At 71.5% G+C, this 24233-nt stretch carries 24 protein-coding genes; 12 read left to right on the top strand and 12 right to left on the bottom strand.

The genetic code is table 11. The annotated features are described in order from the left end of the window. Window positions 1-18 precede the first annotated feature (18 nt). Window positions 19-798 (bottom strand): hypothetical protein, encoded by a 780-nt coding sequence (locus ACIBBH_RS01285; protein WP_399400681.1) that lies wholly within the window; start codon window positions 796-798, stop codon window positions 19-21. 60 nt (window positions 799-858) lie between these two features. On the opposite strand from ACIBBH_RS01285, the gene ACIBBH_RS01280 reads away from it, so the two are divergent. The 5 genes from ACIBBH_RS01280 (at window position 859) to sucB (ending at window position 7725) form a co-directional block, all read left to right on the top strand. After that, window positions 859-1665, top strand: coding sequence for an adenosylcobinamide-GDP ribazoletransferase (locus ACIBBH_RS01280; protein WP_399400679.1), 807 nt, complete (start codon window positions 859-861; stop codon window positions 1663-1665). Between the two features lie 43 nt (window positions 1666-1708). Next, entirely contained in the window at window positions 1709-2317 is a 609-nt protein-coding gene (locus ACIBBH_RS01275; protein ID WP_399400677.1) for an RDD family protein, read from the top strand. 256 nt (window positions 2318-2573) lie between these two features. Beyond that, window positions 2574-4121, top strand: coding sequence for a leucyl aminopeptidase (locus ACIBBH_RS01270; protein ID WP_399400675.1), 1548 nt, complete (start codon window positions 2574-2576; stop codon window positions 4119-4121). Window positions 4122-4445: 324 nt separating this feature from the next. Further along, entirely contained in the window at window positions 4446-5834 is a 1389-nt protein-coding gene (gene lpdA, locus ACIBBH_RS01265; protein WP_399400673.1) for a dihydrolipoyl dehydrogenase, read from the top strand. A gap of 73 nt (window positions 5835-5907) precedes the next feature. Beyond that, window positions 5908-7725 carry a 2-oxoglutarate dehydrogenase, E2 component, dihydrolipoamide succinyltransferase gene (sucB, locus tag ACIBBH_RS01260; RefSeq protein ID WP_399400671.1) on the top strand — a complete coding sequence of 606 codons (1818 nt, stop codon included), beginning with the start codon at window positions 5908-5910 and terminating at the stop codon, window positions 7723-7725. Window positions 7726-7804: 79 nt separating this feature from the next. Here sucB and ACIBBH_RS01255 read toward each other — a convergent pair whose 3' ends face one another. The 7 genes from ACIBBH_RS01255 to ACIBBH_RS01225 form a co-directional block, all read right to left on the bottom strand. After that, window positions 7805-8455: a contact-dependent growth inhibition system immunity protein gene (locus ACIBBH_RS01255; RefSeq protein ID WP_399400669.1), complete on the bottom strand. Its 651-nt coding sequence runs from the start codon at window positions 8453-8455 to the stop codon at window positions 7805-7807. Between the two features lie 16 nt (window positions 8456-8471). Next, on the bottom strand, window positions 8472-8771 hold the full coding sequence (locus ACIBBH_RS01250) for an RNase A-like domain-containing protein (RefSeq protein WP_399400667.1): 300 nt from the start codon (window positions 8769-8771) through the stop codon (window positions 8472-8474). A 58-nt stretch (window positions 8772-8829) separates the two neighbouring features. Further along, window positions 8830-9393, bottom strand: coding sequence for a hypothetical protein (locus ACIBBH_RS01245; RefSeq protein ID WP_399400666.1), 564 nt, complete (start codon window positions 9391-9393; stop codon window positions 8830-8832). A gap of 22 nt (window positions 9394-9415) precedes the next feature. Further along, window positions 9416-10003, bottom strand: coding sequence for a hypothetical protein (locus ACIBBH_RS01240; RefSeq protein ID WP_399400665.1), 588 nt, complete (start codon window positions 10001-10003; stop codon window positions 9416-9418). Next, the gene (locus tag ACIBBH_RS01235) at window positions 10003-11748 is read right to left on the bottom strand and encodes an RNase A-like domain-containing protein (RefSeq protein ID WP_399400663.1); all 1746 of its coding nucleotides are present in this window, start codon (window positions 11746-11748) and stop codon (window positions 10003-10005) included. The genes ACIBBH_RS01240 and ACIBBH_RS01235 overlap by 1 nt, the downstream gene beginning before the upstream one ends. Then, the gene (locus ACIBBH_RS01230) at window positions 11748-12062 is read right to left on the bottom strand and encodes a WXG100 family type VII secretion target (protein ID WP_399400661.1); all 315 of its coding nucleotides are present in this window, start codon (window positions 12060-12062) and stop codon (window positions 11748-11750) included. The genes ACIBBH_RS01235 and ACIBBH_RS01230 overlap by 1 nt, the downstream gene beginning before the upstream one ends. A gap of 76 nt (window positions 12063-12138) precedes the next feature. Beyond that, window positions 12139-12531 (bottom strand): WXG100 family type VII secretion target, encoded by a 393-nt coding sequence (locus ACIBBH_RS01225; RefSeq protein WP_399400659.1) that lies wholly within the window; start codon window positions 12529-12531, stop codon window positions 12139-12141. Window positions 12532-12839: 308 nt separating this feature from the next. Between ACIBBH_RS01225 and ACIBBH_RS01220 the strand changes: the two genes are divergently transcribed. From ACIBBH_RS01220 to ACIBBH_RS01205, 4 genes are all read left to right on the top strand, one after another. After that, a complete protein-coding gene (locus ACIBBH_RS01220) occupies window positions 12840-13463 on the top strand; it encodes a GntR family transcriptional regulator (RefSeq protein WP_361123314.1) in 624 nt (207 codons plus the stop codon). 261 nt (window positions 13464-13724) lie between these two features. Next, window positions 13725-16427, top strand: coding sequence for a pyruvate dehydrogenase (acetyl-transferring), homodimeric type (gene aceE / locus ACIBBH_RS01215; protein WP_399400657.1), 2703 nt, complete (start codon window positions 13725-13727; stop codon window positions 16425-16427). A gap of 84 nt (window positions 16428-16511) precedes the next feature. Continuing rightward, window positions 16512-17492 (top strand): helix-turn-helix transcriptional regulator, encoded by a 981-nt coding sequence (locus tag ACIBBH_RS01210; protein WP_399400655.1) that lies wholly within the window; start codon window positions 16512-16514, stop codon window positions 17490-17492. A gap of 64 nt (window positions 17493-17556) precedes the next feature. Beyond that, on the top strand, window positions 17557-18075 hold the full coding sequence (locus ACIBBH_RS01205) for a DUF4240 domain-containing protein (protein ID WP_399401460.1): 519 nt from the start codon (window positions 17557-17559) through the stop codon (window positions 18073-18075). 3 nt (window positions 18076-18078) lie between these two features. Here the strand turns inward: ACIBBH_RS01205 and ACIBBH_RS01200 are convergent, their stop codons facing one another. The 3 genes from ACIBBH_RS01200 to ACIBBH_RS01190 form a co-directional block, all read right to left on the bottom strand. Further along, a complete protein-coding gene (locus ACIBBH_RS01200) occupies window positions 18079-18285 on the bottom strand; it encodes a hypothetical protein (RefSeq protein ID WP_399401458.1) in 207 nt (68 codons plus the stop codon). Window positions 18286-18671: 386 nt separating this feature from the next. Then, the gene (locus ACIBBH_RS01195; RefSeq protein WP_399400653.1) at window positions 18672-18869 is read right to left on the bottom strand and encodes a hypothetical protein; all 198 of its coding nucleotides are present in this window, start codon (window positions 18867-18869) and stop codon (window positions 18672-18674) included. A gap of 124 nt (window positions 18870-18993) precedes the next feature. Further along, the gene (locus tag ACIBBH_RS01190) at window positions 18994-19923 is read right to left on the bottom strand and encodes a peptidoglycan recognition protein (RefSeq protein WP_399400651.1); all 930 of its coding nucleotides are present in this window, start codon (window positions 19921-19923) and stop codon (window positions 18994-18996) included. A 137-nt stretch (window positions 19924-20060) separates the two neighbouring features. Here ACIBBH_RS01190 and ACIBBH_RS01185 point away from each other — a divergent pair, with 137 nt between their 5' ends. Further along, the gene (locus ACIBBH_RS01185; protein ID WP_399400649.1) at window positions 20061-21245 is read left to right on the top strand and encodes a MarP family serine protease; all 1185 of its coding nucleotides are present in this window, start codon (window positions 20061-20063) and stop codon (window positions 21243-21245) included. A 3-nt stretch (window positions 21246-21248) separates the two neighbouring features. Here ACIBBH_RS01185 and ACIBBH_RS01180 read toward each other — a convergent pair whose 3' ends face one another. After that, entirely contained in the window at window positions 21249-21746 is a 498-nt protein-coding gene (locus tag ACIBBH_RS01180) for a GNAT family N-acetyltransferase (RefSeq protein WP_399400647.1), read from the bottom strand. Window positions 21747-21818: 72 nt separating this feature from the next. On the opposite strand from ACIBBH_RS01180, the gene ACIBBH_RS01175 reads away from it, so the two are divergent. Together ACIBBH_RS01175 and ACIBBH_RS01170 are read left to right on the top strand one after the other, a co-directional pair. Next, entirely contained in the window at window positions 21819-22712 is an 894-nt protein-coding gene (locus ACIBBH_RS01175) for a TIGR01777 family oxidoreductase (protein WP_399400645.1), read from the top strand. A gap of 163 nt (window positions 22713-22875) precedes the next feature. After that, on the top strand, window positions 22876-24231 hold the full coding sequence (locus ACIBBH_RS01170) for an NAD(P)/FAD-dependent oxidoreductase (RefSeq protein WP_399400643.1): 1356 nt from the start codon (window positions 22876-22878) through the stop codon (window positions 24229-24231). Window positions 24232-24233: the final 2 nt, after the last annotated feature.

Here is a 24233-nt window from a genome sequence, read left to right as displayed (position 1 = left end):
GGGCGCACTCCGCAGCGCTCAAGAGCCATCCCGCTGATCCTCGGCCCGCGTCACCGCCTCGGGCTCCGGCTTGCCGCCGATCCAGTCCTGCAGGGCCCGGCGGGGCCGCAGCCAGCGGCGGTCGTGGCGGTAGGCGCGCAGGCTGCACCTCGCGCGGGCGCGCGGGCGGCGGCGGTAGAAGCGTCGGGCCCAGTAGGAGCCGGGCCGGGCCAGGCGTACGGCGCCGACCAGGGCGACGACCGGAATGATCACGCCGAAGACCGCGGTGCGGAGCTTGCCCTTGGCCAGGGCGACGAGGGAGAAGACGAAGTCCGAGGCGACGGCGGAGATGACGGTGCCGCGGTCCTGGAGTTCGTCCTGGGAGAGGTCGTTGACGCCGAACGGGGAGAAGCCGACGAGCACCAGGCCGACGAGGGCGGCGGTGAGGACGACGACCTCGACGCTCTTGCGGCCGTCCTCGGTCCAGTAGACGTCGTGCAGGTGCAGGATCAGCGCGAACTCGTCCAGGACCAGGCCCGCGCCGATGCCGAAGACGACGGCGAACAGGCCCCCGCCGAATCCGTACCGGTCGCTGGCGACGGTCCCGAAGCCGCCGACGACCGTGAGGACGACGCCCGGGACGACGTGGTGGATGTGCAGCCCGCCCGCCCCCTCGACGTTGCCGAACGGCCCTTTGCCGGCCCGGATCATGCGGGTGATGACACGGGTGACCACAAAGGTCAGGACGAAGGCGCCGAGGGCGAGCAGCAGGGGGAGCTTGCCCGGTTCGATGATGTTCCGTTGCCACCAATCTCCCATATGCGCACTTTAACCTCGGGGCCCGGACCGACCCGCCCGACCGCCGGGTAACCTGCGCCGGTGCCCTCTGCGAACCCCGACCCCTCCCCCGCCCCCTGGCCGGACGGCCTGCGCTTCGCCTTCGGCACCCTCACCGTGCTCCCGGTCCGGGTCACCCGTTGGGACCGGGAGGCCGCGCGCGGCGGCATGCTGTGCGCGCCGCTGGCCGGTCTGCTGGTCGGCGGGTGCGCGGCGGCGCTCGGCGGGCTGCTGCTGTTCCTCGGCGCCGGCCCGCTGCTCGCCGCCGTCGCCACCGCCGCCGTACCCGCCGCGCTCACCCGGGGCCTGCACCTCGACGGGCTGGCCGACACCGCGGACGGGCTGGGCAGCGGCAAGCCCGCCGAGGACGCGCTGCGGATCATGAAGCAGTCGGACATCGGACCGTTCGGCGTGCTCACGCTGCTCTTCGTGCTCCTCGCCCAGGTGGCCGCGCTGGCCCAGGCCTACGGCGACTCCTGGGCCCGCGGCCTGCTCGCCGCCGTCGTCTCGGCCACGGCCGCCCGGCTGGCGCTCACCCTCGCCGCCCGCCGGGGGGTGCCGGCCGCCCGGCCGGAGGGGCTGGGGGCGGCGGTCGCCGGGGTGGTGCCGACGGGCGGCGCGCTGGCCGTCGCGGCCGGCGTCGTCGCGGCGGCCGGGGCGGGGGGTGCCTTCTTCGGCGCGTACGACATCGCCCGCGCCGCGCTCGCCGTACTCGCCGCCGTCACGGCCGCCGAACTCCTGCTGCGCCACTGCACGCGCCGCCTCGGCGGGGTCACCGGCGACGTGTTCGGAGGGCTCGCGGAGACGGCGGCGACGACGGCGCTGGTGGTGCTCTGCCTGGGTCGCTAATCTCTCCGCCGTACACGGAGAGAGAGTTGATCGGGGGAGATCCGTGCCGAAGCTGCGCCGCACCCTGGCCTGGTTCATCGACTTCGCGCTGGTGCTCGCGGCGGCATCGGTGCTCGCCGTCCTCACCTTCCACCGCATATCCGCGCTCGTCACCGACGTGCCGGAGCTGGCGACACGCGGCGGTTTCGACCTGCTGACCTCGCGCGGTGACGTCCTGGACGCCTCCGCGGACCTGGGGCTGTCGCTGTGGGACAAGGCCGTACTGGACGTGGAGGAGGCCTTCGCGGCGCTCGTCCTCGTCACGTTCCTCTACCAGTGGTCCTGTCTCGCCCTCCTCGGCCGCACCGTCGGCAAGGGGCTCCTCGGACTCCAGGTCACCCCGCGCCTGTCGCGGCACGCCGCCCGCCGGGCCGCCGTGACCACGGCCGCCGACGTCGCCGTGTACGCCGTGGCCTGCGTCCTGCTGATCGAGGGTCAGTTCCTGCTGTCGATCCTGGTGTGGACGCTGGCGGTGGTGCTGTTCCTGGTCAACGCTCTGCCGGTGCTCTCCCCCAGCCGCCGGTCCCTGGCCGACCGGCTGGCGGGCACCTCGGTCAGCGGGGCGTTTCAGGGGATGGGCGCCAGGATGCGGGACGAGGTCCCCCAGGGGTGAGCCCGTGCCGGGCACCGCCGTCGGCGCCGTACCAGTCGCGGTGGCGGGCGACATCGGCGTGCGGGCGGTGGCCGCAGCCGGTGTCGGCCTAGCGAACGCGGGCACGCGCGTAGTCTCGTTCCGGGTGTTCGCCGACAGGGTGAAGGCCCCGGTGCAACGCGCCCCCGGTCGGATCTAGGGTGGTCGCCTCCCGGGCCCGGTCGACCCACCCGTATCGGCCACAGGAACTTCACATCGGAAGCGAGATTTCACCACCGTGACTGCTCTCACTCTCAGCACCGCCGCGGCGCCCGGCCTCCGGGCCGACGCGATCGTCATCGGTGTCGCCAAGAGCTCTGCGCCGAGGTCTGGGAACCTTGTCGTAGCGCCGGGCGCCGAAGCCGTGGACAAGGCGTACGACGGCCGCCTCGCCGACGTCCTGGAGACCCTCGGTGCCTCGGGTGCCGAGGGCGAGCTGACGAAGCTGCCCGCCCCGGCCGGCTTCAAGGCGCCGCTCGTCGTGGCGGTGGGCCTGGGGACGCAGCCGGAGAAGGACGACTGGTACGACGCCGAGGCGCTGCGCAGGGCGGCCGGCGTGGCCGCCCGCGGCCTCGGCGGGTTCAAGAAGGCCGCCTTCGCGCTGCCCGTCACCGACGCCGGCGACATCGGCGCGATCGCGGAGGGCGTGCTGCTGGGTGCGTACTCCTTCGACGCGTACAAGGAGAACGGCAAGGACGGCCGGGCCGCGAAGGCGAAGAACGGCAAGGGCCCGCTCGCCGAGGCCACGCTGCTCGGCGGCAAGCCGCGGGACGCGGCCCACAAGGGGGCCGCCGCGCGTGCCGTCGCCGTAGCCGAGGAGCTCAACCGGGCCCGCGACCTGATCAACACCCCGCCGAACGACCTCACCCCGGCGGCGTTCGCCCAGATCGCGCAGGCCGCGGCCAAGGAGCACGGCCTCAAGGTGCAGGTGCTCGACGAGAAGGCCCTGGCCAAGGGCGGCTACGGCGGCATCCTGGGCGTCGGCGGCGGCTCGGCGGCGGCCCCGCGGCTGGTGAAGCTGTCGTACACGCACTCCAAGGCGAACAAGCACCTGGCCTTCGTCGGCAAGGGCATCACCTACGACTCGGGCGGCATCTCGCTGAAGCCCGCCGGTCACAACGAGACGATGAAGTGCGACATGAGCGGCGCCGCCGCCGTGTTCGCCGCCGTCGTCGCCGCCGCCCGGCTGGGACTCGAGGTCAACGTCACCGGCTGGCTGGCGCTCGCCGAGAACATGCCGTCCGGCACCGCGGTCCGCCCGGGTGACGTGCTGCGCATGTACAGCGGCAAGACGGTCGAGGTCCTCAACACCGACGCCGAGGGCCGTCTGGTCCTCGGTGACGCGCTGTGGGCGGCCTCGCTGGAGAAGCCGGACGCGATCGTCGACGTGGCCACCCTGACCGGTGCGATGGTGCTGGCGCTGGGCAACCGCACCTTCGGCGTCATGGCCAACGACGACTCCTTCCGCACGGCGATCGTCGAGGCCGCCGAGGAGGTCGGTGAGGCGTCCTGGCCGATGCCGCTGCCCGAGCACCTGCGCAAGGGCATGGACTCCCCCACCGCCGACATCGCGAACATGGGCGAGCGGATGGGCGGCGGCCTGGTCGCCGGTCTCTTCCTGCGCGAGTTCGTCGGCGAGGGCATCACCTGGGCCCACCTCGACATCGCCGGCCCCGCCTTCAACGAGCAGGGCCCCTTCGGCTACACCCCCAAGGGCGGCACGGGGTCCGGCGTCCGCACGCTGGTGCGGCTGGCGGAGCTGACGGCCTCCGGCGACCTGGGCTGACGCCCGGACACCTCCTCCGAACAGGAATTCGGCTCCGGGCGCACCAGCGCCCGGGGCCGCGCGCGTCCTGGCCGAAACCGCCTCCTTGCGGATTCGGTGCTTTCGCCGTCGACGAAATCCGCAGGTTCGTCTGGCCGGGAGCTCCCGACGTGATGGATCAGACGTCTCACACCCCGGCCCGGCGTCCCTTCCCGCGCCGACAAGTGCGAAGATGGGGCTCGGCAGGACAGGGCCCCATCACAGGGCCGAAGAAAGAGCGGCCGGACACCAGCCGCCGACCGGTCACCGACGACCGGCGTGGCGCACATGCATGGAGGACGTGACGTGGCGAACGACGCCAGCACCGTTTTCGACCTAGTGATCCTCGGCGGTGGTAGCGGTGGTTACGCCGCGGCCCTGCGCGGGGCGCAGCTGGGCCTGGACGTCGCCCTGATCGAGAAGGACAAGGTCGGCGGCACCTGCCTGCACCGGGGTTGCATCCCCACCAAGGCCCTGCTGCACGCGGGCGAGATCGCCGACCAGGCCCGTGAGAGCGAGCAGTTCGGCGTCAAGGCGACCTTCGAGGGCATCGACGTACCGGCCGTCCACAAGTACAAGGACGGCGTCATCGCCGGCCTGTACAAGGGTCTGCAGGGGCTCATCGCCTCCCGCAAGGTGACCTACATCGAGGGCGAGGGCCGCCTGTCCTCCCCCACCTCCGTCGACGTCAACGGCCGGCGCGTCCAGGGCCGCCACGTCCTGCTGGCGACCGGCTCCGTGCCGAAGTCGCTGCCGGGCCTGGAGATCGACGGCGACCGGATCATCTCCTCCGACCACGCCCTCGTCCTGGACCGCGTGCCGAAGTCCGCGATCATCCTGGGCGGCGGTGTCATCGGCGTCGAGTTCGCCTCGGCGTGGAAGTCCTTCGGCTCCGACGTCACCGTCATCGAGGGCCTGAAGCACCTCGTCCCGGTCGAGGACGAGAACTCCTCCAAGCTTCTTGAGCGCGCCTTCCGCAAGCGCGGCATCAAGTTCAACCTCGGGACCTTCTTCTCCAAGGCCGAGTACACCCAGGACGGCGTCAAGGTCACCCTCGCCGACGGCAAGGAGTTCGAGGCGGAGATCCTCCTCGTCGCCGTCGGCCGCGGCCCGGTCTCGCAGGGCCTCGGCTACGAGGAGCAGGGCGTCGCGATGGACCGCGGCTACGTCCTGGTCGACGAGTACATGCGGACGAACGTCCCGACCATCTCCGCCGTCGGCGACCTGGTCCCGACGCTCCAGCTCGCACACGTCGGCTTCGCCGAGGGCATCCTGGTGGCGGAGCGTCTGGCCGGTCTGAAGACCGTCCCGATCGACTACGACGGTGTCCCGCGGGTGACGTACTGCCACCCGGAGGTCGCCTCCGTCGGCATCACCGAGGCCAAGGCCAAGGAAATCTACGGCGCGGACAAGGTCGTCGCTCTGAAGTACAACCTGGCGGGCAACGGCAAGAGCAAGATCCTGAACACCGCGGGCGAGATCAAGCTCGTCCAGGTCAAGGACGGTGCCGTGGTCGGCGTCCACATGGTCGGCGACCGCATGGGCGAGCAGGTCGGCGAGGCCCAGCTGATCTACAACTGGGAAGCGCTGCCGGCCGAGGTCGCCCAGCTCGTCCACGCCCACCCGACGCAGAACGAGGCGCTCGGCGAGGCCCACCTGGCCCTGGCCGGCAAGCCCCTCCACTCCCACGACTGAGCCTTCGGTCAACGGGCGCGCGACAACTCGCGACGACACAGACTTCCGCAACTCGTAAGGAGCAACCGAAACCATGGCGGTTTCCGTAACCCTTCCGGCGCTCGGTGAGAGCGTCACCGAGGGCACTGTCACCCGCTGGCTGAAGGCCGAGGGCGAACGCGTCGAGGCCGACGAGCCGCTGCTCGAGGTCTCGACCGACAAGGTCGACACCGAGATCCCCTCGCCCGCCGCCGGTGTGCTGGCCTCCATCAAGGTCGCCGAGGACGAGACCGTCGAGGTCGGCGCCGAGCTGGCCGTCATCGACGACGGTACCGGTGCCCCCGCGGCCGCCCCGGCCCCCGCCGCCGAGTCGGCTCCGGCCGCAGCGCCGGCGCCGACCCCCACGGCCGCCCCGGCCGCCCAGGCCCCGGTCGCCCCCTCCACCGAGCAGGCCGCCCCGGCCCCGGCCCCGACCGCCGAGGCCACCGCCGGCGGCTCGTCGGCCCAGGGCACGGACGTGGTCCTGCCCGCGCTGGGCGAGTCCGTCACCGAGGGCACCGTCACCCGCTGGCTGAAGTCGGTCGGCGACAGCGTCGAGGCCGACGAGCCGCTGCTCGAGGTCTCCACGGACAAGGTCGACACCGAGATCCCGGCGCCCACCTCGGGTGTGCTGCTGGAGATCACGGTCGGCGAGGACGAGACCGCCGAGGTCGGCGCCAAGCTGGCCGTCATCGGCGCCCCGGGTGCCGCACCGGCCGCCGCTCCGGCCCCGGCCGCTCCGGCTCCGGCGCCCGCCGCCGAGGCTCCGGCCCCGGCTCCCGCTCCGGCCGCGCCCGCCACCCCGGCTCCTGCCCCGCAGGCGCCCACGGCTCCGGCCCCGCAGCAGCAGGTCACCCCGGCCCCCGAGCCGGCCCCGGCCGCTCCCGCGCCCGCCCCGGCTCCGGTGACCCCGGCCGCCGCGCCGGCCGCCGCCCAGGCGACCGACGAGGGTGCGTACGTGACCCCGCTGGTGCGCAAGCTCGCCGCCGAGAACGGCGTCGACCTGTCCACCGTCAAGGGCACCGGCGTCGGCGGCCGTATCCGCAAGCAGGACGTCCTCGCCGCCGCCGAGGCCGCGAAGGTCGCCGCCGCTGCCCCGGCTCCGGCCGCCGCCCCGGCTGCCAAGAAGGCCCCGGTCCTTGAGGCCTCCCCGCTCCGTGGCCAGACCGTCAAGATGCCGCGCATCCGCAAGGTCATCGGCGACAACATGGTCAAGGCCCTGCACGAGCAGGCCCAGCTGTCCTCGGTCGTCGAGGTCGACGTCACCCGCCTGATGAAGCTGCGCGCCCGCGCCAAGGACGCGTTCGCGGCCCGTGAGGGCGTCAAGCTCTCCCCGATGCCGTTCTTCGTCAAGGCCGCGGCCCAGGCGCTGAAGGCCCACCCGGTCATCAACGCCAGGATCAACGAGGCCGAGGGGACCATCACCTACTTCGACACCGAGAGCGTCGGTATCGCGGTGGACTCCGAGAAGGGCCTGATGACCCCGGTCATCAAGCACGCGGGCGACCTCAACATCGCCGGTATCGCCAAGGCGACGGCGGAGCTGGCGGGCAAGGTCCGCGCCAACAAGATCACCCCGGACGAGCTGTCCGGCGCGACCTTCACCATTTCCAACACCGGTTCGCGCGGCGCGCTGTTCGACACGATCATCGTGCCGCCGGGCCAGGTCGCGATCCTCGGTATCGGTGCCACGGTCAAGCGTCCGGCCGTCATCGAGACCGAGGAGGGCACGGTCATCGGCGTCCGCGACATGACCTACCTGACCCTCTCCTACGACCACCGTCTGGTGGACGGCGCCGACGCGGCCCGCTACCTGACGGCGGTCAAGGCGATCCTGGAGGCGGGCGAGTTCGAGGTCGAGCTGGGCCTCTGATCTCCCTGATCAGGCAGTACGGCAGAGCCCCCGTCCGGAGTCCTTCTCCGGGCGGGGGCTCTGCTCGTTGGGGGCGCCGCTATGCGAGGCGTGCCGCCACCAGCGCGAGCCAGCCGCTCACGGCGAGCTGGTCGGGGGCCTCGACCTCCATGCCCAGCTCGGCGGCAGCGACGGCGTACTCGCTCTCCTCGAGCCCGAGGGCCAGCAGTTCCCGTACCTCCCCCACGAGGCGCGCGACGAGCTGCCGGTCGGTCGTCGCGGCGTAGTCGTCCACCGCCGCGTCGTGCCCGCCGAACTCGTCGGGCATGTCCTGGGAGAACCAGCCGCCGAGGAACTGCCCGAGCTCGGGGAACCTGGCATGCCACTCCCAGTGCGTGTCCGGCTTCGCGGGGGCCGGGACCCGCCCCTCCTCGATGCTGCGCCGGATGTGGTCGGCGAGCAGCGTCAGCCAGTCCAGGATCTCCGCGTCCGCCAGGCCCACGTCCGGCAGGGCGTAGAACTCGCCGAGCCGGATCCTCAGCCGCCCCGGCGGGGTGCGCGCGTACTCCCGCAGCTGGCTCTCGGCGGCGGCGAGCGCCCAGGGGCGGGTGTGCCAGGTGTGCCGCAGATACGCGGTGAGGGCCGCGCTCGGCTTCTCTTCGGTGTCATCGGCGGGCCGGCCGAGGTAGGCGCGCAGGACCTGGTCCAGCTCGCCGTATCTGCGGTCGTGCTCAAGGGGGGTCAGCGCCACGGTCGGACCACTGCCTTCACAGGTAGACGGGGAAGCTGGCGTGCACGGTGAACCCGTGCGGGGCGGACGGCTCGCGGCGCAGCACTACCCGGGCGGCCCGGACGTCGACGGCTCCGCGCCCGGCCAGCATCATGGCCTGCAGCAGCACCCTGCCGACGGGCTCCTCACGGGACGGCCAGGCCGCCTCGATCGTCAGCCGCGCCCGGGTGGACTGGGCCAGCCAGCGGTGGATGACCTGTTCGTTGCGGGTGACCACGTGCTGGGTCGCCCACTGGGCGGTTTCCCGGTCGGGGTAGGTGGCGGTGCGGGTGCGCACGGGGCTTCTCCATGGTGGGCAGTACAGAGGATCGGGCGGCACGGCGGATCGCATCACATCAGCGGAATGACCAGACCATCCCGACTTCCGTCTCCGACACGAGCACCAAGCCGAAGTCGAAGGTGCGCACGGAAAAGGAGTGCCACCCAGAAACCCGCTGGTAGTAGTCGCGGACAGCGCTGTCGCGCCCGGTGTTCGCGTAGAAATGCGAGCCTTCGGGGAAGCGCGACAGGATGACGCGGGCGTTCGCTTCAAGGGCCTCCCTGCGCTCCTCAAAATCAGGTTCCTTTGTGACATCGATCCAGGGCGTGGAAAGGGCCACGAGGAACCGTGCGGCCTGAGAACGCGGAATCTCATACAGATAGGGCTTCCAGGCGTCCGGCGTCGCGCCAGCCTCCGAAGGCCCGACGAAGGGGTAGGACGGTTCGTCGAGCCTTTCGAGTTCGCCCTCCCATATGTCCACCGTGCGCCAGCCGCGGGCGTCGCGGGTGTCACCGTGCATCAGGGTGGCCAGGTCGAGCAGCCAGTTCTCGTGCTTCCTGCTCGTCACCTTGGCAATGGTCGCCCGCCGCTCGTACATACCGATCGCATCGGACCACGCCCGCTCGTCGAGCTCGGCCATCGCTGTCTCCTCACTCTTCTCGTCACCACGCATGGAAGGACCAAACCATCCCTACTTCCGTCTCGGAGACGAGGAACAGGCCGAGGTCCCAACCGTGTTGAGAAATTGTGTTGCAGAGAGAAATACGCTTGCAGTAATCGAGATGTGCACTGTCACGCCCGGTGTTGGCGTAGAAGCGGGAGTCCCCAGGAAAGCGCGAGAGAATGACGTCAGCCTTCCTCTCCAGATCATACCTGCGTTCTTCGAATTCCGGAGTTTTCTCGACGTTGAGCCACAGCGTGGAAAGGGCTACGAGGAACTTTTTGGCGGAAGAGCGCGGAATCTCATACACACGGGATTTGAGAGCGTCCGCCTTCTCGGGGTCGGTCGGCAGTTCGACGAAGGGATAGAACGGGTCGTCCAGCCTTTCGAACTCGTCCGCGAGGGGGTCGTTCACGCGCCAGCCGCGCGTGTCCGGCGTGTCACCGCGCATCAGTGTGTACACATCCAGCGCCCAGTCCTCGTGCTCCCTGCGCGTCACCTTGGCGATGGTGTACCTGCGCGCGTACATGCCGATCGCATCGGCCCACGACCGCTCGTCGAGCTCGGCCACCATTGCCTCCTCACTCATCACTCGGGCATGGACGTATAAACGACGAACGGCGGGTCCAGATTTGGTTCGTACTTGAGCACCGTCAAGACCCCGTGGGCGTCCTTCGGCGGCGTCGGGTGATCATTCACCACTTGCGCCGTGCGCCCGGTCACGACGGGAAGCGCGTGATTCCCGGTGTCGACCGACCCCACCGAGAACGGCTCTTTGTCACCCGGATCCGGAGGCCCTTTAAGCCACTTGTCAATTTTCGTCGAATTGCACCGAATGTTGTACTGGGTGTAATTCTGCGCCGATTCCAGGTCAGTGAAGCTGGAAGCTCCGGGAATCTGCACCGCCCCCGATCCGCTCGATTCGTCCCGCAACCGCTGCGTCAGCTGCATGTCCGTCAGACCCACATGCTTGTCGATGCTGTGCCCGCCGTACAGTTCCTCCTCGGACGCAAGATCGAGGCTGTACTTGTACGGAATCGGACTCTCCGGCCGCTGCCAGCTGTGCTCCTTCTTGAAGTCGTTGAGGGAGCGCGCTCCGTACCCCTCCGCGCGGGCCTCCTCCGCCACGAACGTCGGCACACTGAGCAGTGCCTCGTCCAACTCGGGCTCCAGCGCCTTGAGCTTGGTGGCGGCGTCGCTGAAGGCCTGGTGGTACTTCTCGACCGCCGCGTCCGCGGCCGCCTTGTCCATGTGCGAGCGGAACGTCATGACGATCTCGCCGAACGCCAGGGTCGCCGCGAGCCGGGTCATCTCGAACGGGTCGAGGTCCGTGGTCAGGTCCCTGACCGTGGCCTTCGCCGCCTCTTTGCCGAGCCGGGTGGTGGTCTCCCTGGTCGTGACCGCCACGCCGGCCAACTCGTCGAGCTCCTTCTGCACGGCGGTCGCCGTCTCCTGAAGGATGTCGATGATGGGACGCCGCTTCGCGGGCACGACCTTGCGGTCGGTCTTCCAGCTACGACCGATGGAGACCCGCTGCATCTGTTTGTCGTAGGTCCTGCCCCATTCGGTGGTGCCCCAGATGGTCTGGCAGAAAGCCTTCATGGCGCCCTGCCACTCGTCGTTGCCCTTGTTGTTGCTGATGAACTTGATGGCACCGTTGAAGTCGTCGGACGCGCCCTTGGCGGCCTTCTGGGCCGCACCCCAGGCGGTGGCCATGTCCTTGAACTCCTCGTCCTTGCACCCCGGCGTGATCTCGTGCATCTTGCCGAGCCTGAGGCCGTGTTCAATGGCCGGCCGGATCACGTCGGCGAGGAAGTCGGGGATCTCGCCGAGGATGCCCGCGATCTCCGAGGAGTCCGCGTCCTCGCCGGTACCGGACCACTTGATGTCGTTGACCGGACCGTACCTGGGCGGTTTCTCGATGACGGCGGGCGGCGCCTTGTCGACGGGCGGCGGGCCGTACATCCGGCGCGCCTGCCAGTCGGCCTGGACGTACTTGTTCGCCGTGTGTGTCAGGCCGACGGCGACCCCGCCCACGCTGACCACGCTCTTCGCCCACAGCTCCAGGAACTTCTCGGCCACCGACTTGTACGCCGCCGAGAACTCGTCCGCGCCCCAGCCGGCGCCCGCCGACTGGCTGTACTGGTTCAGCACCTCGACCAGCGCCGTGGCGCCCTTGTCGTAGTCGAACTGCCCGTCGCGCACCACGAGGGAGGTGTAGTACAGGTGCGGCGGCTGTACGTCGAAGCCGCCGCCGCTCGTCTTGGGCGAGCGGGGCCGGGCCTCGGCCCGCTCCTTCTGCCGCTGCTCGTCGGTGGGCCGCCGCTCGGCCATCAGGCGCCACCCCATCCCCGCAGCACCGCGCGGTGCGCGGCCGCGTACCCGCGATGACCGCTGGTCACGACCTCGTGCAGCCACTTCTGGGCCGCCTGCAGGTCCCTCGCCGACTTGTCCCACTTGTCGAGCTCCTTGAGGAACACCTCCCGGGCCTCGCCCTGCCAGGACGCGACGACCGGCGCCAGGCGCGTGTAGAGGTCGTCCAGTTTTCCGTTGAGCTGCTTGAGGATGTCGTCGAGTTCGACGGTCAGATGTTCCAGCGTGCCGAACGAGACCGCTATGTAGTCGTCTTCGGCGCTGCCGCCCTGCATACCGCACTCCCCGTTCCGGACGGGGGCACCGCCGCGCCGCCGTCCCGTATCGCGTCGTTCGCTGACTGAGCTGGTGTCACAGCTGGTCGAGGCCGCTGCGCGGGCGCGTCGGCGGCACCTCGGCGGGCGTGGACAGCTTGTCCGCCTCGGCCTCGACGTCGACGTGGACGGCGCGCATGCGCGCCAGCACTTCGAGCTCCGTCTCGGTGAACCCGTCCCGGCTCAGCCGCACGGCCTCCTCGAGCTTCTTCATGACCTCGCGGATCCGGACGGCGTCCTCGGCGACCGAGCGGTGGAGCTTGCGGTACTCGACCGCCGCGGGCCCCCGCCAGCCCTCCTCGATCTCGTCGACGACCCGGTCCATGCGCTCGACCTGCCGGGTGAGGTGCTCCTGCATGGTGCCGAGGTCGTCGGCCAGCCTGGTCAGATCCTCGCCCTTGGCCGCCAGGTCCTTCTTCTGCCCCACCACGCCCCCCGTTCCATCAGCCTCGGCTGCCTGCCACCTCTCCCGAGCCCAACCTAATCGAAGGCGGGTTCGAGAGCTTCAAGATTCACTGATCGGTCACGAGCTCCAACGGCCCTGACACACAACAGCGTTGCCATTCCGCCCAGGAGCACCGCGTCGACGAAGCGGAATGCTTCCACAGCCGGGCGGGCACTTCTCTGTAACAGGCATCACCTGAGGCGAGAGCGACCGTGCCCCTTCCGTCCGGAGGCACGGCCGTATTGTCTAAGGGTCCCGCCGACCCGCCGGGTCCGCACTGCCGAGGAGCCCTCATGACCGCGCCCGTCGTCCACTCGCTGCGCGAACAGATCCGCGAGCACATCGTGGAGGGAATCGTCAGCGGGCGCTGGCAGCCGGGCGAGCGGATCGTGGAGCGCCGGATCGCGACCGAGCTGGAGGTCAGCCAGACCCCGGTCCGCGAGGCCCTGCGCGAGCTGGAGTCCCTGCGGCTGATCGAGTCCGCGCCGAACAAGGGCGTACGGGTGCGGAACCTGACCGCGGCCGACCTGGAGGAGAGCTACCCGGTCCGGGCCGGTCTGGAGGCGATCGCGGCGGAGCTGGCCGCGGACCGCCTCGCGGAGGACTGCTCGGCCCTGGAGCCGCATGTGCTGGCCCTGTACGAGGCCGACCGCAAGGCCGACGGCACCGCCCAGGTGCGCCACACCGTCGGCTTCCACCGCGAGCTGGTCCGCGCGGCGGACAACTCCGTGCTGCTGCACACCTGGGAGGGCCTGGGCATCGAGGTCTTCACGGCCCTGTCGATCCGCTGGCTGGGCACGGTGCAGCAGTCGTACGCGGAGGAGCACGAGGAGCTCGTGCAGGCGTTCAAGCGCCGGGATCCCCGCATCGCGGAGCTGGTGAAGGCACACGTCCTGGGCTGCGCTCCGCGCGCCTGACGCAGTCGAGTACACCTGCGCTCACCCGCGAAAACCTTGCTTCATCAGCGGCACCCGGTGCCCCGTTGAGAGGCACCGCGTGCCGACTTTCTCGTAATCGAGAAGTTTTGCCCCTCAACTCTTTGATCGATCATCGATCAGGGAGTTACAGTCGCCGACGGACTTGCCACCCGAGTCCACCGCCCTGTCCTGCCAAAGACAAAGGGCACCCCCGAACCCTTTTCGACGAGGGAACCCCCTTCGACTGAGGAAGGCGGCGACATGACCGACCCCCACGCCATCCAGCCGAGCGCGCTCGACCAGCTCCCGGACCGTGACCCGGAGGAGACCGCCGAGTGGCAGGCCTCCCTCGACGCCGTCGCCAGGGAGGCCGGGCCGCACCGCGCCGCGTACCTGATGCGCCGTACGCTGGAGCGCGCCGAGGCGGGCGGCATCGCGCTGCCGAAGCTCCTCGAGACCGACTACGTCAACACCATCCCGACCGCCGCCGAGCCCGGCGTCCCCGGTGACGAGGCCATGGAGGCCCGGATCACCGCGTGGAACCGCTGGAACGCGGCCGCGATGGTGACCCGTGGCGCCAAACACGGCGTCGGCGGCCACATCGCCACCTTCGCCTCCGCGGCCTGGCTGTACGAGACCGGCTTCAACCACTTCTTCAAGGGCAAGGAGGCCGACGGTTCGGGCGACCAGCTCTACATCCAGGGCCACGCCTCCCCCGGCATCTACGCCCGCGCCTTCCTCGACGGCCGCCTGAACGAGCAGCACCTCGACAACTTCCGCCAGGAGACCGGCGGCAACGGCCTGCCGTCGTACCCACACCCGCGCCGCCTGCCCTGGCTGTGGGAGTTCCCGACGGTGTCGATGGGCCTCGGCCCGCTCTCCGCGATCTACCAGGCGCGCTTCAACCGCTACCTCACCAACCGCGGCATCAAGGACGTCTCCGCCTCCCACGTCTGGGCATTCCTGGGCGACGGCGAGATGGACGAACCCGAGTCGACGGCGGCCCTCGCACTCGCGGCCCGTGAGGAGCTCGACAACCTCACCTTCGTCATCAACTGCAACCTGCAGCGCCTCGACGGCCCGGTCCGCGCCAACTTCAAGATCGTGCAGGAGCTGGAGGCCCAGTTCCGCGGCGCCGGCTGGAACGTCGTCAAGACGCTGTGGGGCTCGGCCTGGGACGAGCTGTTCCGGCTCGACACCACCGGCGCGCTCGTACGCCGTCTGCGCCAGGTACCGGACGCGCAGATCCAGACGTACCAGACCCGCGACGCGGCCTACATCCGCCAGGACTTCTTCGGCGCCGACCCGGCGCTCGTGGAGATGGCGAAGCTGCTGAGCGACGACAAGATCCTCGAGTGCTTCCACCTCTCGCGCGGTGGTCACGAGGCCCGCAAGGTCTACGCGGCCTACAAGGCGGCCGTCGACCACAAGGGCGCGCCGACCGTCATCCTGGCCCAGACGGTCAAGGGCCACACCCTCGGCGACGGCTTCGCGTCGAAGAACGCCAACCACCAGATGAAGAAACTGTCGGTGGACGAGTTCAAGGCGATGCGCGACCTTCTCGACCTGCCGATCAAGGACAGCGACTTCACCGACGGCGTGGTCCCCTACGGCCACCCCGGCGCCGACTCACCCGAGGTCCGCTACCTGCAGGAGCGCCGCGCGGCCCTCGGCGGCCCGGCCCCGGCCCGCCGCGTCCACCCGGTGGCCCCGCTGCCCGCGCCCGCCGAGAAGGCGTTCGCCTCCTTCGACAAGGGTTCCGGCTCCCAGAACGTCGCCACCACCATGGCGTTCGTTCGCCTGATCAAGGACCTGGTCCGCGACAAGGAGACGGGCGGGCGCTGGGTGCCGATCGTCCCCGACGAGGCGCGCACCTTCGGCATGGAGAGCCTGTTCCCGTCCCTGGGCATCTACTCGCCCAAGGGGCAGACGTACGAGCCGGTCGACCGCGACCAGCTGATGTACTACAAGGAGGCCAAGAACGGCCAGATCCTCAACGAGGGGATCACCGAGGCCGGCTCGATGGCCGACTTCATCGCCGCTTCGACGTCGTACGCGACGCACGGCGAGGCGATGATCCCGTTCTACATCTTCTACTCGATGTTCGGCTGGCAGCGCACGGCCGACCAGATGTGGCAGCTCGGCGACCAGCTCGGCCGCGGCTTCCTCGTCGGCGCCACGGCAGGCCGCACGACCCTGACGGGCGAGGGCCTGCAGCACGCCGACGGCCATTCCCCGGTGATCGCGGCGACGAATCCGGCGGCGCTGACGTACGATCCGGCGTTCGCGTACGAGGTCGCGACGATCGTCAAGGACGGTCTGCGCCGGATGTACGGCGAGGCGGCTCCCGGCGAGGACCCGAACGTCTTCTACTACCTCACCGTCTACAACGAGCCGCTGCCGCAGCCCGCCAAGCCGTCGGGCCTCGGCATCGACGAGGGCATCGTCAAGGGCCTGTACCGCTTCAACACGGCGGAGTCGGCGGGCATCACCCCGGCCGCCGACGCCCCGCGCATCCAGCTGCTGGGCTCCGGGACGGCGATCCACTGGGCGCTCAAGGCACAGCAACTGCTCGCGGCGGACTGGGGCGTCGCGGCCGACGTCTGGTCGGCCACCTCCTGGACGGAGCTGCGCCGCGACGCCCTCGAGGCCGACGCGGCCCTGCTGCGCGGCGAGGAGCGCGTCCCGTACGTACGCCAGGCACTCCAGGGCGCCGAGGGGCCGGTCCTGGCCGTCTCCGACTACATGCGCCAGGTCCCCGACCAGATCGCGCAGTGGGTCGAGCAGGACTACTCCTCCCTGGGCGCCGACGGCTTCGGTCTGTCGGACACCCGTGAGGCGGCCCGCCGCCACTTCGGCGTCGACGCCGAGTCGATCGTCGTCGCGGCCCTGGCCCAGCTGGCCCGGCGCGGCGAGGTCAAGGCGACGGCGGTGAAGGAAGCCCGGGAGAAGTACGGGCTGTAAGCACCGGGGCCGGACGAGTCGAACGAAGGGGTACGGCGGCTGCCGTACCCCTTCGTTGTCAGTGGGCCCCGGCATCATGAACGTATGCGCGCCGCCCGCCTCATCAAGATGGTGCTCCTGCTCCAGTCCCGCCCCTCCATGACCGCCGCCGAACTCGCCCGCGAGCTGGAGGTCTCGGAGCGGACGGTCACGCGGGACGCGCAGGCGCTGTCGGAGGCGGGGGTGCCGGTGTACGCGGACCGTGGCCGGGCCGGGGGCTACCGGCTGATCGGCGGCTACCGGACACGGCTGACGGGCCTGGCCCGGACGGAGGCGGAGGCGCTGTTCCTGTCCGGCGTACCGGGGGCGCTCAGGGAGATGGGCCTGGAGGACGTGGCGTCCGCGGCCCGCCTGAAAGTGTCGGCGGCCCTGCTTCCCTCCCTCCGGGACGCTCCGCGCGCGGCGGCGCAGCGCTTCCACCTGGACGCGCCCGCCTGGTTCCGGGAGCCGGAGACGCCGGTGCTGCTGCCCGCGCTGGCCGAGGCGGTGTGGGACGACCGGTGCGTCACGGCCCGCTACCGGCGCGACGGTACGGAGGTGGAGCGGACTCTGGAGCCGTACGGGCTCGTGCTGAAGGCGGGCGTCTGGTATCTGTGCGCGAGGGTCCCGGAGGCGGCCGCCTTCCGGACGTACCGCCTCGACAGGTTCACGGCCGTGGCCGCGCTGGACGACCGCTTCGTCCGCGGCGAGCACTTCGACCTGCCCGGCTACTGGGTGGAGCAGGCGGAGAGCTTCGCCCGGTCGATCCTTCGGGCCGAGGTCGTCGTACGACTGTCGGCGCAGGGTGTGCGGAGGCTGCCGTACGTGGTCGATCCGGTGTCCGCCCGGGAGGCGATACGGGCGGCGGCCGGCGAGGCGGACGGCGAGGGCTGGGTGACCCTGACCCTGCCGGTGGAGTCCGAGGAGGTCGCGCACACCCAGCTGACCGCGCTCGGCCCGGAGGCGGAGGTGCTGGCGCCGGCGGCACTGCGGGAGCGTTTCGCCCGGGACGCCCGGCGTGCCGCCGCGCTGTACTCCTCCGCGTGACGATCCGCGGATCCGCCGCGCTCCACGTGCGCCCCCGTGCCGGAGGGCCGATGCTGGACCCGTGATGGACGAGATGGAGTTCTGGGAGCTGGTGGACGCCACCCGCGAGGCCGCCGGGGGCGATCCCGAAGAGCAGGCGGACCTGCTCGTGGAGCGGCTCCTGCAGCTGGACCCGGACCTGGTCCTCGACTTCGCCCGTCACTTCGAGGCCCGCTACAACCGCGCGTACACCTGGGACCTGTGGGGCGCCGCATGGGTCCTGCTGGACGGGGCGAGCGACGACGCGTTCGACTTCTTCCGCTGCTGGCTGATCGGCCAGGGCCGCGAGATCTACGAGGGCGCGGTCCACGACCCGGACTCCCTGGCCGACCTCCTGGACGACTTCGACGAGGAGATCGACGGCGACGGCGAGGAGCTCGGCTACGCCGCGGACGAGGCGTACGAGCAGCTCACCGGCACGGTGGCGCCCGACCTGGGCATCGCGCCGGCCCCTGCGGAGCCGGAGGGGACGCCGATCGACTTCGAGGACGAGGGGGCGCTGGCGGAGCGGTATCCGCGTCTGTGGGCCCGCTTCAAGGAGTGAGCGTCAGGCGGTGGCGCGGCGCCGGGTGCTGTCCGACGGGATGCAGGCCTGCGGCTGCCCGGCCTTCACGGCGTGGTGCATCGGTGCCCTGTTGGCCTGGTCGAGCGCGGACGCGGTGACGGCGGCCGGGCCGAGGATGACCGTGGCGACGGCGCAGACGACGGTCCAGGGACTGCGGACGGCGTCGGCCCAGGTGCCCGCCTTCTTCATCTCGGTGCTCGATGCCGTGGAACGGCGACCGGGGCGCTCCTCGTCCGGCCAGTCGCTCGAGTACGTCACCACCATTGAGGCGCACAGCGCCGAAGAGGTCCGGCCGACATCGCCGCCTGGGAAGATCCCGGCTGGAATTGCCTGGCCGAGCCGGTCGACTCGGTCCGCCGCTGCGGAAAAGCGGTGTTCGCGTACAAGTCCGACAAGGCTGCGTCAGTTCCGTCGCAGCCTTGTCGGCCAACGCGTTGACCGCCGCGTTGAACCTTTCCATGGACGTGGGGCGGTCCGGCCCCAGCACGTACTCCTTCAGCGTGCGGCGCTGCGCGGCCATCGGGTCGTGGCGTGGCTCGCGCACCGAGCGGAGGATCTCCGGCAGGCGGGTGCACTCACGGTCGAGGAGACTGGCACGCGCCCGCCGTCGTGTACGCGGCCCGGAACTCCTCGTCGGGCAGGTCGCGGGCGTTGGTGAGGACGTACGGCTTGAGGCCGGCGACGACGTCGGCGACCACGGAGGAGACGTCGCTGACGAGGATGTCCGCCTGGTTGAAGCATTCGTAGAGTGTGGGGAGTTGACGGAGGATCACGTGGTGACGGAGGGGCTCGCGGCTCTCCCGGAAGACGCGGTGCCACTCGGCGCGAGAGCCTGCCACTCGGCGGCGCCGGCGCGGTCGGGGACGCGGGCGTCAGGGGTCTGCTGGGGTTCCGTAATCACCTGCTCTGAAGCCGTGCCGCCGCCTCCCGAATGGCCGGCAGCTTCGCGGTCAGCGCCGCGCCCGGGCAGGTCGTCATGTAGCCGTCGTTGTGGCCGGCGACGGCCGGGAAGGTGGCGGTGGTGCCGGTCTTGAAGCGGCTGTGGCTGCTGCTGGAGACGAGGGGCACACGCGCGCGTGGGTCGATGCCGGCGAGGCCCAGTTTCCAGGCGGCCAGGGCCGCGATGGCGTCGGTCATGGCGCGGGGAACGGGGACCCCGGCGGTGAAGGTGCCGAGCGCGGCGATGCCGGCGGTGCGGTGGTTGAAGCCCAGGGTGTGGGCGCCGGTGACGGGGCGGTCGACGCCGCCCGCGCGGCCCTCGTAGATGGTGCCGCAGCGGTCGACGAGGAAGTTGTAGCCGATGTCGTCCCAGCTGCGGGCGCCGGTCTGGCCGGAGTAGAGGTGGCGGATGATGCGGGGCGCGTCGGCGCAGGCGTAGCGGTTGGGCGAGTCGGTGTGGTGGACGAAGACGGCGACGACCCTGTCGTCGTAGCGCGCGGGCGGCTGCGTGTGCCGGGCGGTGGCGTCCAGCCAGGCCGTACGGGGGACGATGCGGGGCCGGGCAGCGCGGTGCCGGGCCGCCGGGCCCGCCTGGTGCGCATGGTCCGCCTGGTCCGACGCGGGACGGCCCGTGGCCGGCTGTGCGGGCCGGGGTGCGGCGACCGTGCGCTCGACGCCCCGTGCGCACAGCGCCAGCGCGACGACGGCGGCGAGGCCGGGCAGGCAGCCGAGCACGGCGCGAGCGGCTCGGCGTGCGCGCCGGGCAGGCGGGGTGCGCGCGCCCCTCTCTCGTTCTCTCCCCCGGGCTCCTCGGACGACCCGCATGGTCCCACTGTCGGCGCGGTCCGCCCCGCCCGCGACGTGTGCTGTGCCATCTGGCGGAACCATCGTCCTGGTCCGGGACGTTTCTGGGGGTACACGCACACGTGGCCGGTTCCAGGGCTCCACGTGCGCTCACCGATCTGCGCAACTGATCACTGGGCCCGTCCCGCCCGTACTAACGGGTCCGAGAGAAAGGCGGCTCCGTGGACTTGCTCGACCTGGTGCTTGTGCTGGTGACCCTCGCCTACGCGGCATCCGGTTACCGGCGTGGGCTGGTGGCCGGCTGTGTCTCGCTGGCCGGGTTCGTCGGCGGGGCGGTCGCCGGTGTGTGGGTGCTGCCCTGGGTGATGGACCTCGTCACGCGCGGGACGCCCGCGGCGACCGTCACCGCGGTGCTGACGGTGCTGGTCCCGGGCGTGGTCGGGCACGAGCTGGCGGGGCGGTTGGCGCTGCGGCTGCGGCGCGAGCTGGACGAGGGGCCGCTCCGAGTCGCCGACGGGATCGGCGGGGCGGCGGCCAACTCGGTCGCCGTGCTGATCGTGGCGTGGGTGGCCGCGAGCGTGCTGGGCGCGTCCTCCTCCCAGGCGGTGACGACGGCGATACGTGACTCGACGCTGCTGGGCGCGGTGCACAACGCGATGCCGGAGACCACGCCCTCGTGGTTCTCGCAGGCCACTTCGGCGCTCACGGAGGCGGGCTTCCCGCAGGTCTTCAACCCGTTCGAGAACGAGTCGACCGCCCAGGTCGCCAAGCCCACCGGCGACAGCGTCACGGCCAGCGCCACGAGGGCCGCCAAGCTGAGCACGGTGAAGATCGAGGGTGTCTCCGGCACCCAGGGGCGCGAGGGCAGCGGGTTCGTGTACACGCGGGAGCACGTGATGACCAACGCCCATGTGGTGGCGGGCATCGACGATCCGACCGTGCGGATCGGGGGCGTGGGGCAGTCGCACGAGGCGCGCGTGGTGCTCTTCGACCCGCAGCGGGACGTCGCGGTGCTGTACGTGCCCGGTCTCGACGCCCCCGTGCTCCGCTTCGACGGCAATGCCTCGCGCGGTGACTCGGCGGTGGTCGCGGGCTATCCGCAGGACGGCGACCTCAACCTGCAGGCGGCCACGGTGGCGAACCGGGTGCGGGCGACCGGCCGGAACATCTACAACGACGCCACCGTCACCCGCGAGATCTACTCGATACGGTCGACGGTCCGGCCCGGCAACTCCGGCGGCCCGCTGCTGACCACCGACGGCCGGGTGTACGGCGTGGTCTTCGCCCGCTCCACCTCCGACGAAGAGACGGGGTACGTGCTGACGGCGGACGAGGTGGCCTCCGACGCCGAGCGCGCGGCGGACGCGACGGCGCCGGTGGACACAGGGGACCTGGTCACGTCCTGAGAGTCACGACACGGAACGCCCCATGAACACGTCGTCGACGTACTCCCCGGCCAGCAGGAACTCCTCCGGCAGCACGCCCTCGACGACGAAGCCCTCGGACTCGTACAGCTTGCGGGCGGGGGTGTTGTGCCCGAGGACGCGCAGCGTGATGCGGCGGGCGCCGCGCCTGCGCGCCTCCTCGACGGCGGCGCGGACCAGCGCGCGGCCGACGCCCCGGCCGCGGGCCTCGCCGGCGACGGCGAGTCCCTGGATCTGCCGTACGTGCGCGTTGGAGGCGAGCGGGGTGGGCAAGCCGAGGCGGAGGTAACCCACGACGCGGCCGTCGAGTTCGGCGACCAGGGTGTCCTCGGCGGTGTGCCGCTCGGTGAAGAAGGCCGGGTACGGCGGCTGCGGCTCGGGCATCACCGCGTGCAGGGGCGACCAGGTGGCCACGTCGAGAACGGTCAGCTCCTCGTCGTCCTCGGGCCTGGCGGGGCGCAGGGATATGGAGGGGTCCGGCATGGCGGTCACTGTACGGCGGGAGACGTGGCGCCGCCCCGTCATTTCCCGGCGGCACGCGGCAGGATGGGCGGCATGCAACGTTCACGCATCGCGGTGACCGGCGCGTCCGGTCTGATCGGCAGCGCTCTGGTGCGGTCCCTGACCGCCGACGGACACGAGGTGGTACGCCTGGTCCGCCGTGCGGCCCGGGGCGCGGACGAGGTCTGCTGGGACCCGGAGGGGCGGTACGTGGACGCGGCCGGGCTCGCCGGCTGCGACGCGGTGGTCAACCTGGCCGGCGCGGGCATCGGCGACCACCGCTGGACGCAGGAGTACAAGCGGCGGATCCGGGAGAGCCGGGTGCTGGGCACGGCGGCGCTGGCGGAGGCCGTGGCCGCCCTCGACGAGCCGCCGCGCGTGCTGGTCAACGGCAGTGCGATCGGCATCTACGGCGACACCGGGGACCGGGTGGCCGACGAGGGCACCCCGCCCGGGGAGGGCTTCCTGCCGTCGCTGTGCGTGGAGTGGGAGGAGGCCACGGCGCCCGCGCGGGAGGCGGGCGTGCGGACGGTGTTCGCGCGGACCGGGCTGGTGGTGGCCCGTGGCGGCGGCGCCTGGGGGCGGCTGTTCCCGCTGTTCAAGGCGGGGCTCGGGGGGCGGCTGGGCGACGGGCGGCAGTACTGGTCGTTCATCTCGCTGCACGACGAGGTGGCCGCGCTGCGCCATCTCCTCGCCACCGACGGGCTGTCGGGGCCGTTCAACCTGACCGCCCCGCAGCCCCTGACCAACCGTGAGATCACGGCGGCGATGGGGCGCGTGCTGCACCGGCCGACGGCGTTCGCGGTGCCGGCGCCGGTGCTCAGGGCCGTGCTGGGCGAGATGGCGGGGGATGTGCTGGGCAGTCAACGGGTGGTGCCCAAGCGGCTGCTGGAGTCGGGGTTCACCTTCGCGTTCCCGGGGATCGAGGACACGATCCGGGCGGCCTGAGGAACTCCTGTGACCACATGCGACCGTCGTGCGACCGTGCCCTGTTCATGCGCGACTGTCCCTGCCCGATCACGGCCCTAACTTCGTTCCGAACTCGGGTATCCCTGGAGCTGGTTGGGGGCATGACGTCTCCACCGGCCGCACAACCTCGAGGAGGGGCCTCGTGCTTGAGCCCGTGTACCAGGTGGACGTCGTCATCGTGGGAGCCGGGATCGCCGGTCTCTCGGCGGCGCATCGGCTGAGCAGCGCAGGAGTAACGACCGCAGTCCTGGAGGCCGCTCCTTACGTCGGCGGCCGTATGTCGACGGAGAAGGTCGACGGTTTCCGGCTCGACCGGATCGGCCAGCTTCTGTCCACGTCGTATCCGGAGCTACGCCTGACACCGGGCCTCGGCGCCCTCGCCCTGCGCCCGTTCACGCCCGGCGTCCTGCTGCACCGCGACGGCCGCCGGCAGCGCGCGGGCGCACCAGCGGGCGGAGGGAGCGCAAGGGGCGCACTCCATGCCGTACGCGTCCTGGCAAGCTCCCCCAGGAGCTCGGTCGTGCCACCCGTACGAGCGGGTGCACCGGTGGGCGGTGCCGTCGACCAGGCCCGGCTGGGAGTGGCCCTCGCCCGGATCGCCGGTACACCCGTCGAACGCGTCCTGGACCGCCCGGAACTCCCCGCCGCCCAGGCCCTCGCCTCGCGCGGGGTGCCCGCCCGCACCATCGACGGCTTCCTGCGCCCCCTGCTCGCCGCCCTGCTGTGCGACCCGGAGCTGACGACGTCCAGCCGGTGCGCCGACCTCGCGCTGCGCGCCTTCGCGAGCGGCCGGCTGTGCGTGCCGGAGGGCGGCGCCGAGATGCTGCCGGAGCTGCTGGCGCGGTCCCTGCCCCCCGGCACGGTGCACACCGGGATCAAGGCCACCTCGGTCTCGACCACCGCCGTGACCACCGATGAGCACGGCGAGTTCCGTTGCCGTGCCGTGCTGCTGGCGACCGACGCGCGCGCCGCGGCCGAGTTGCTGCCCGGACTGCGCGTGCCGGACTTCCACCCGGTGACGGTGGTCCACCACACGACGGACGAACCGCCGGCCACGGGCGCCTCGCTGCTGCTCGACGCCGACCGCGGCGGCCCGGTCGCGCACACCGCGGTCGTCAGCAACGTCGACCCGAGCCGCGCGCCCGCGGGCCGGGCGCTGGTCTCCTCGACCGTCCTCGGCGCTCCGCCCGAGGGCGTGGACACCGCCGTACGCACGCACCTGTCCCGGCTGTACGGCACCTCGACCCGCCGCTGGGAGACCCTGGCCGTGCACCACACCGCCGAGGCCGTCCCCGCGATGCGCCCGCCGCACGACCTGCGGCGGCCGGTGCGGCTGCTGGCGGGCCTGTACGTGTGCGGCGACCACCGCGACACCAGCACCGTGCAGGGCGCGCTGCACTCGGCCCACCGGGCCGCCGCCGCGATCCTGGCGGACCTGGGGGCGGCGGGCTCCATGCACCGGGCGGACCCGCCCGCGACCTTGCGGAAGGCGGCCTGAGC

The organism is Streptomyces sp. NPDC051636 (genome assembly GCF_044453765.1).
In the GTDB taxonomy this organism is placed as follows: Bacteria; Actinomycetota; Actinomycetes; order Streptomycetales; family Streptomycetaceae; genus Streptomyces.
The sequence above is the reverse complement of the archived record's forward strand: the minus strand, read 5'-3'. Positions and strand labels throughout refer to the sequence as shown.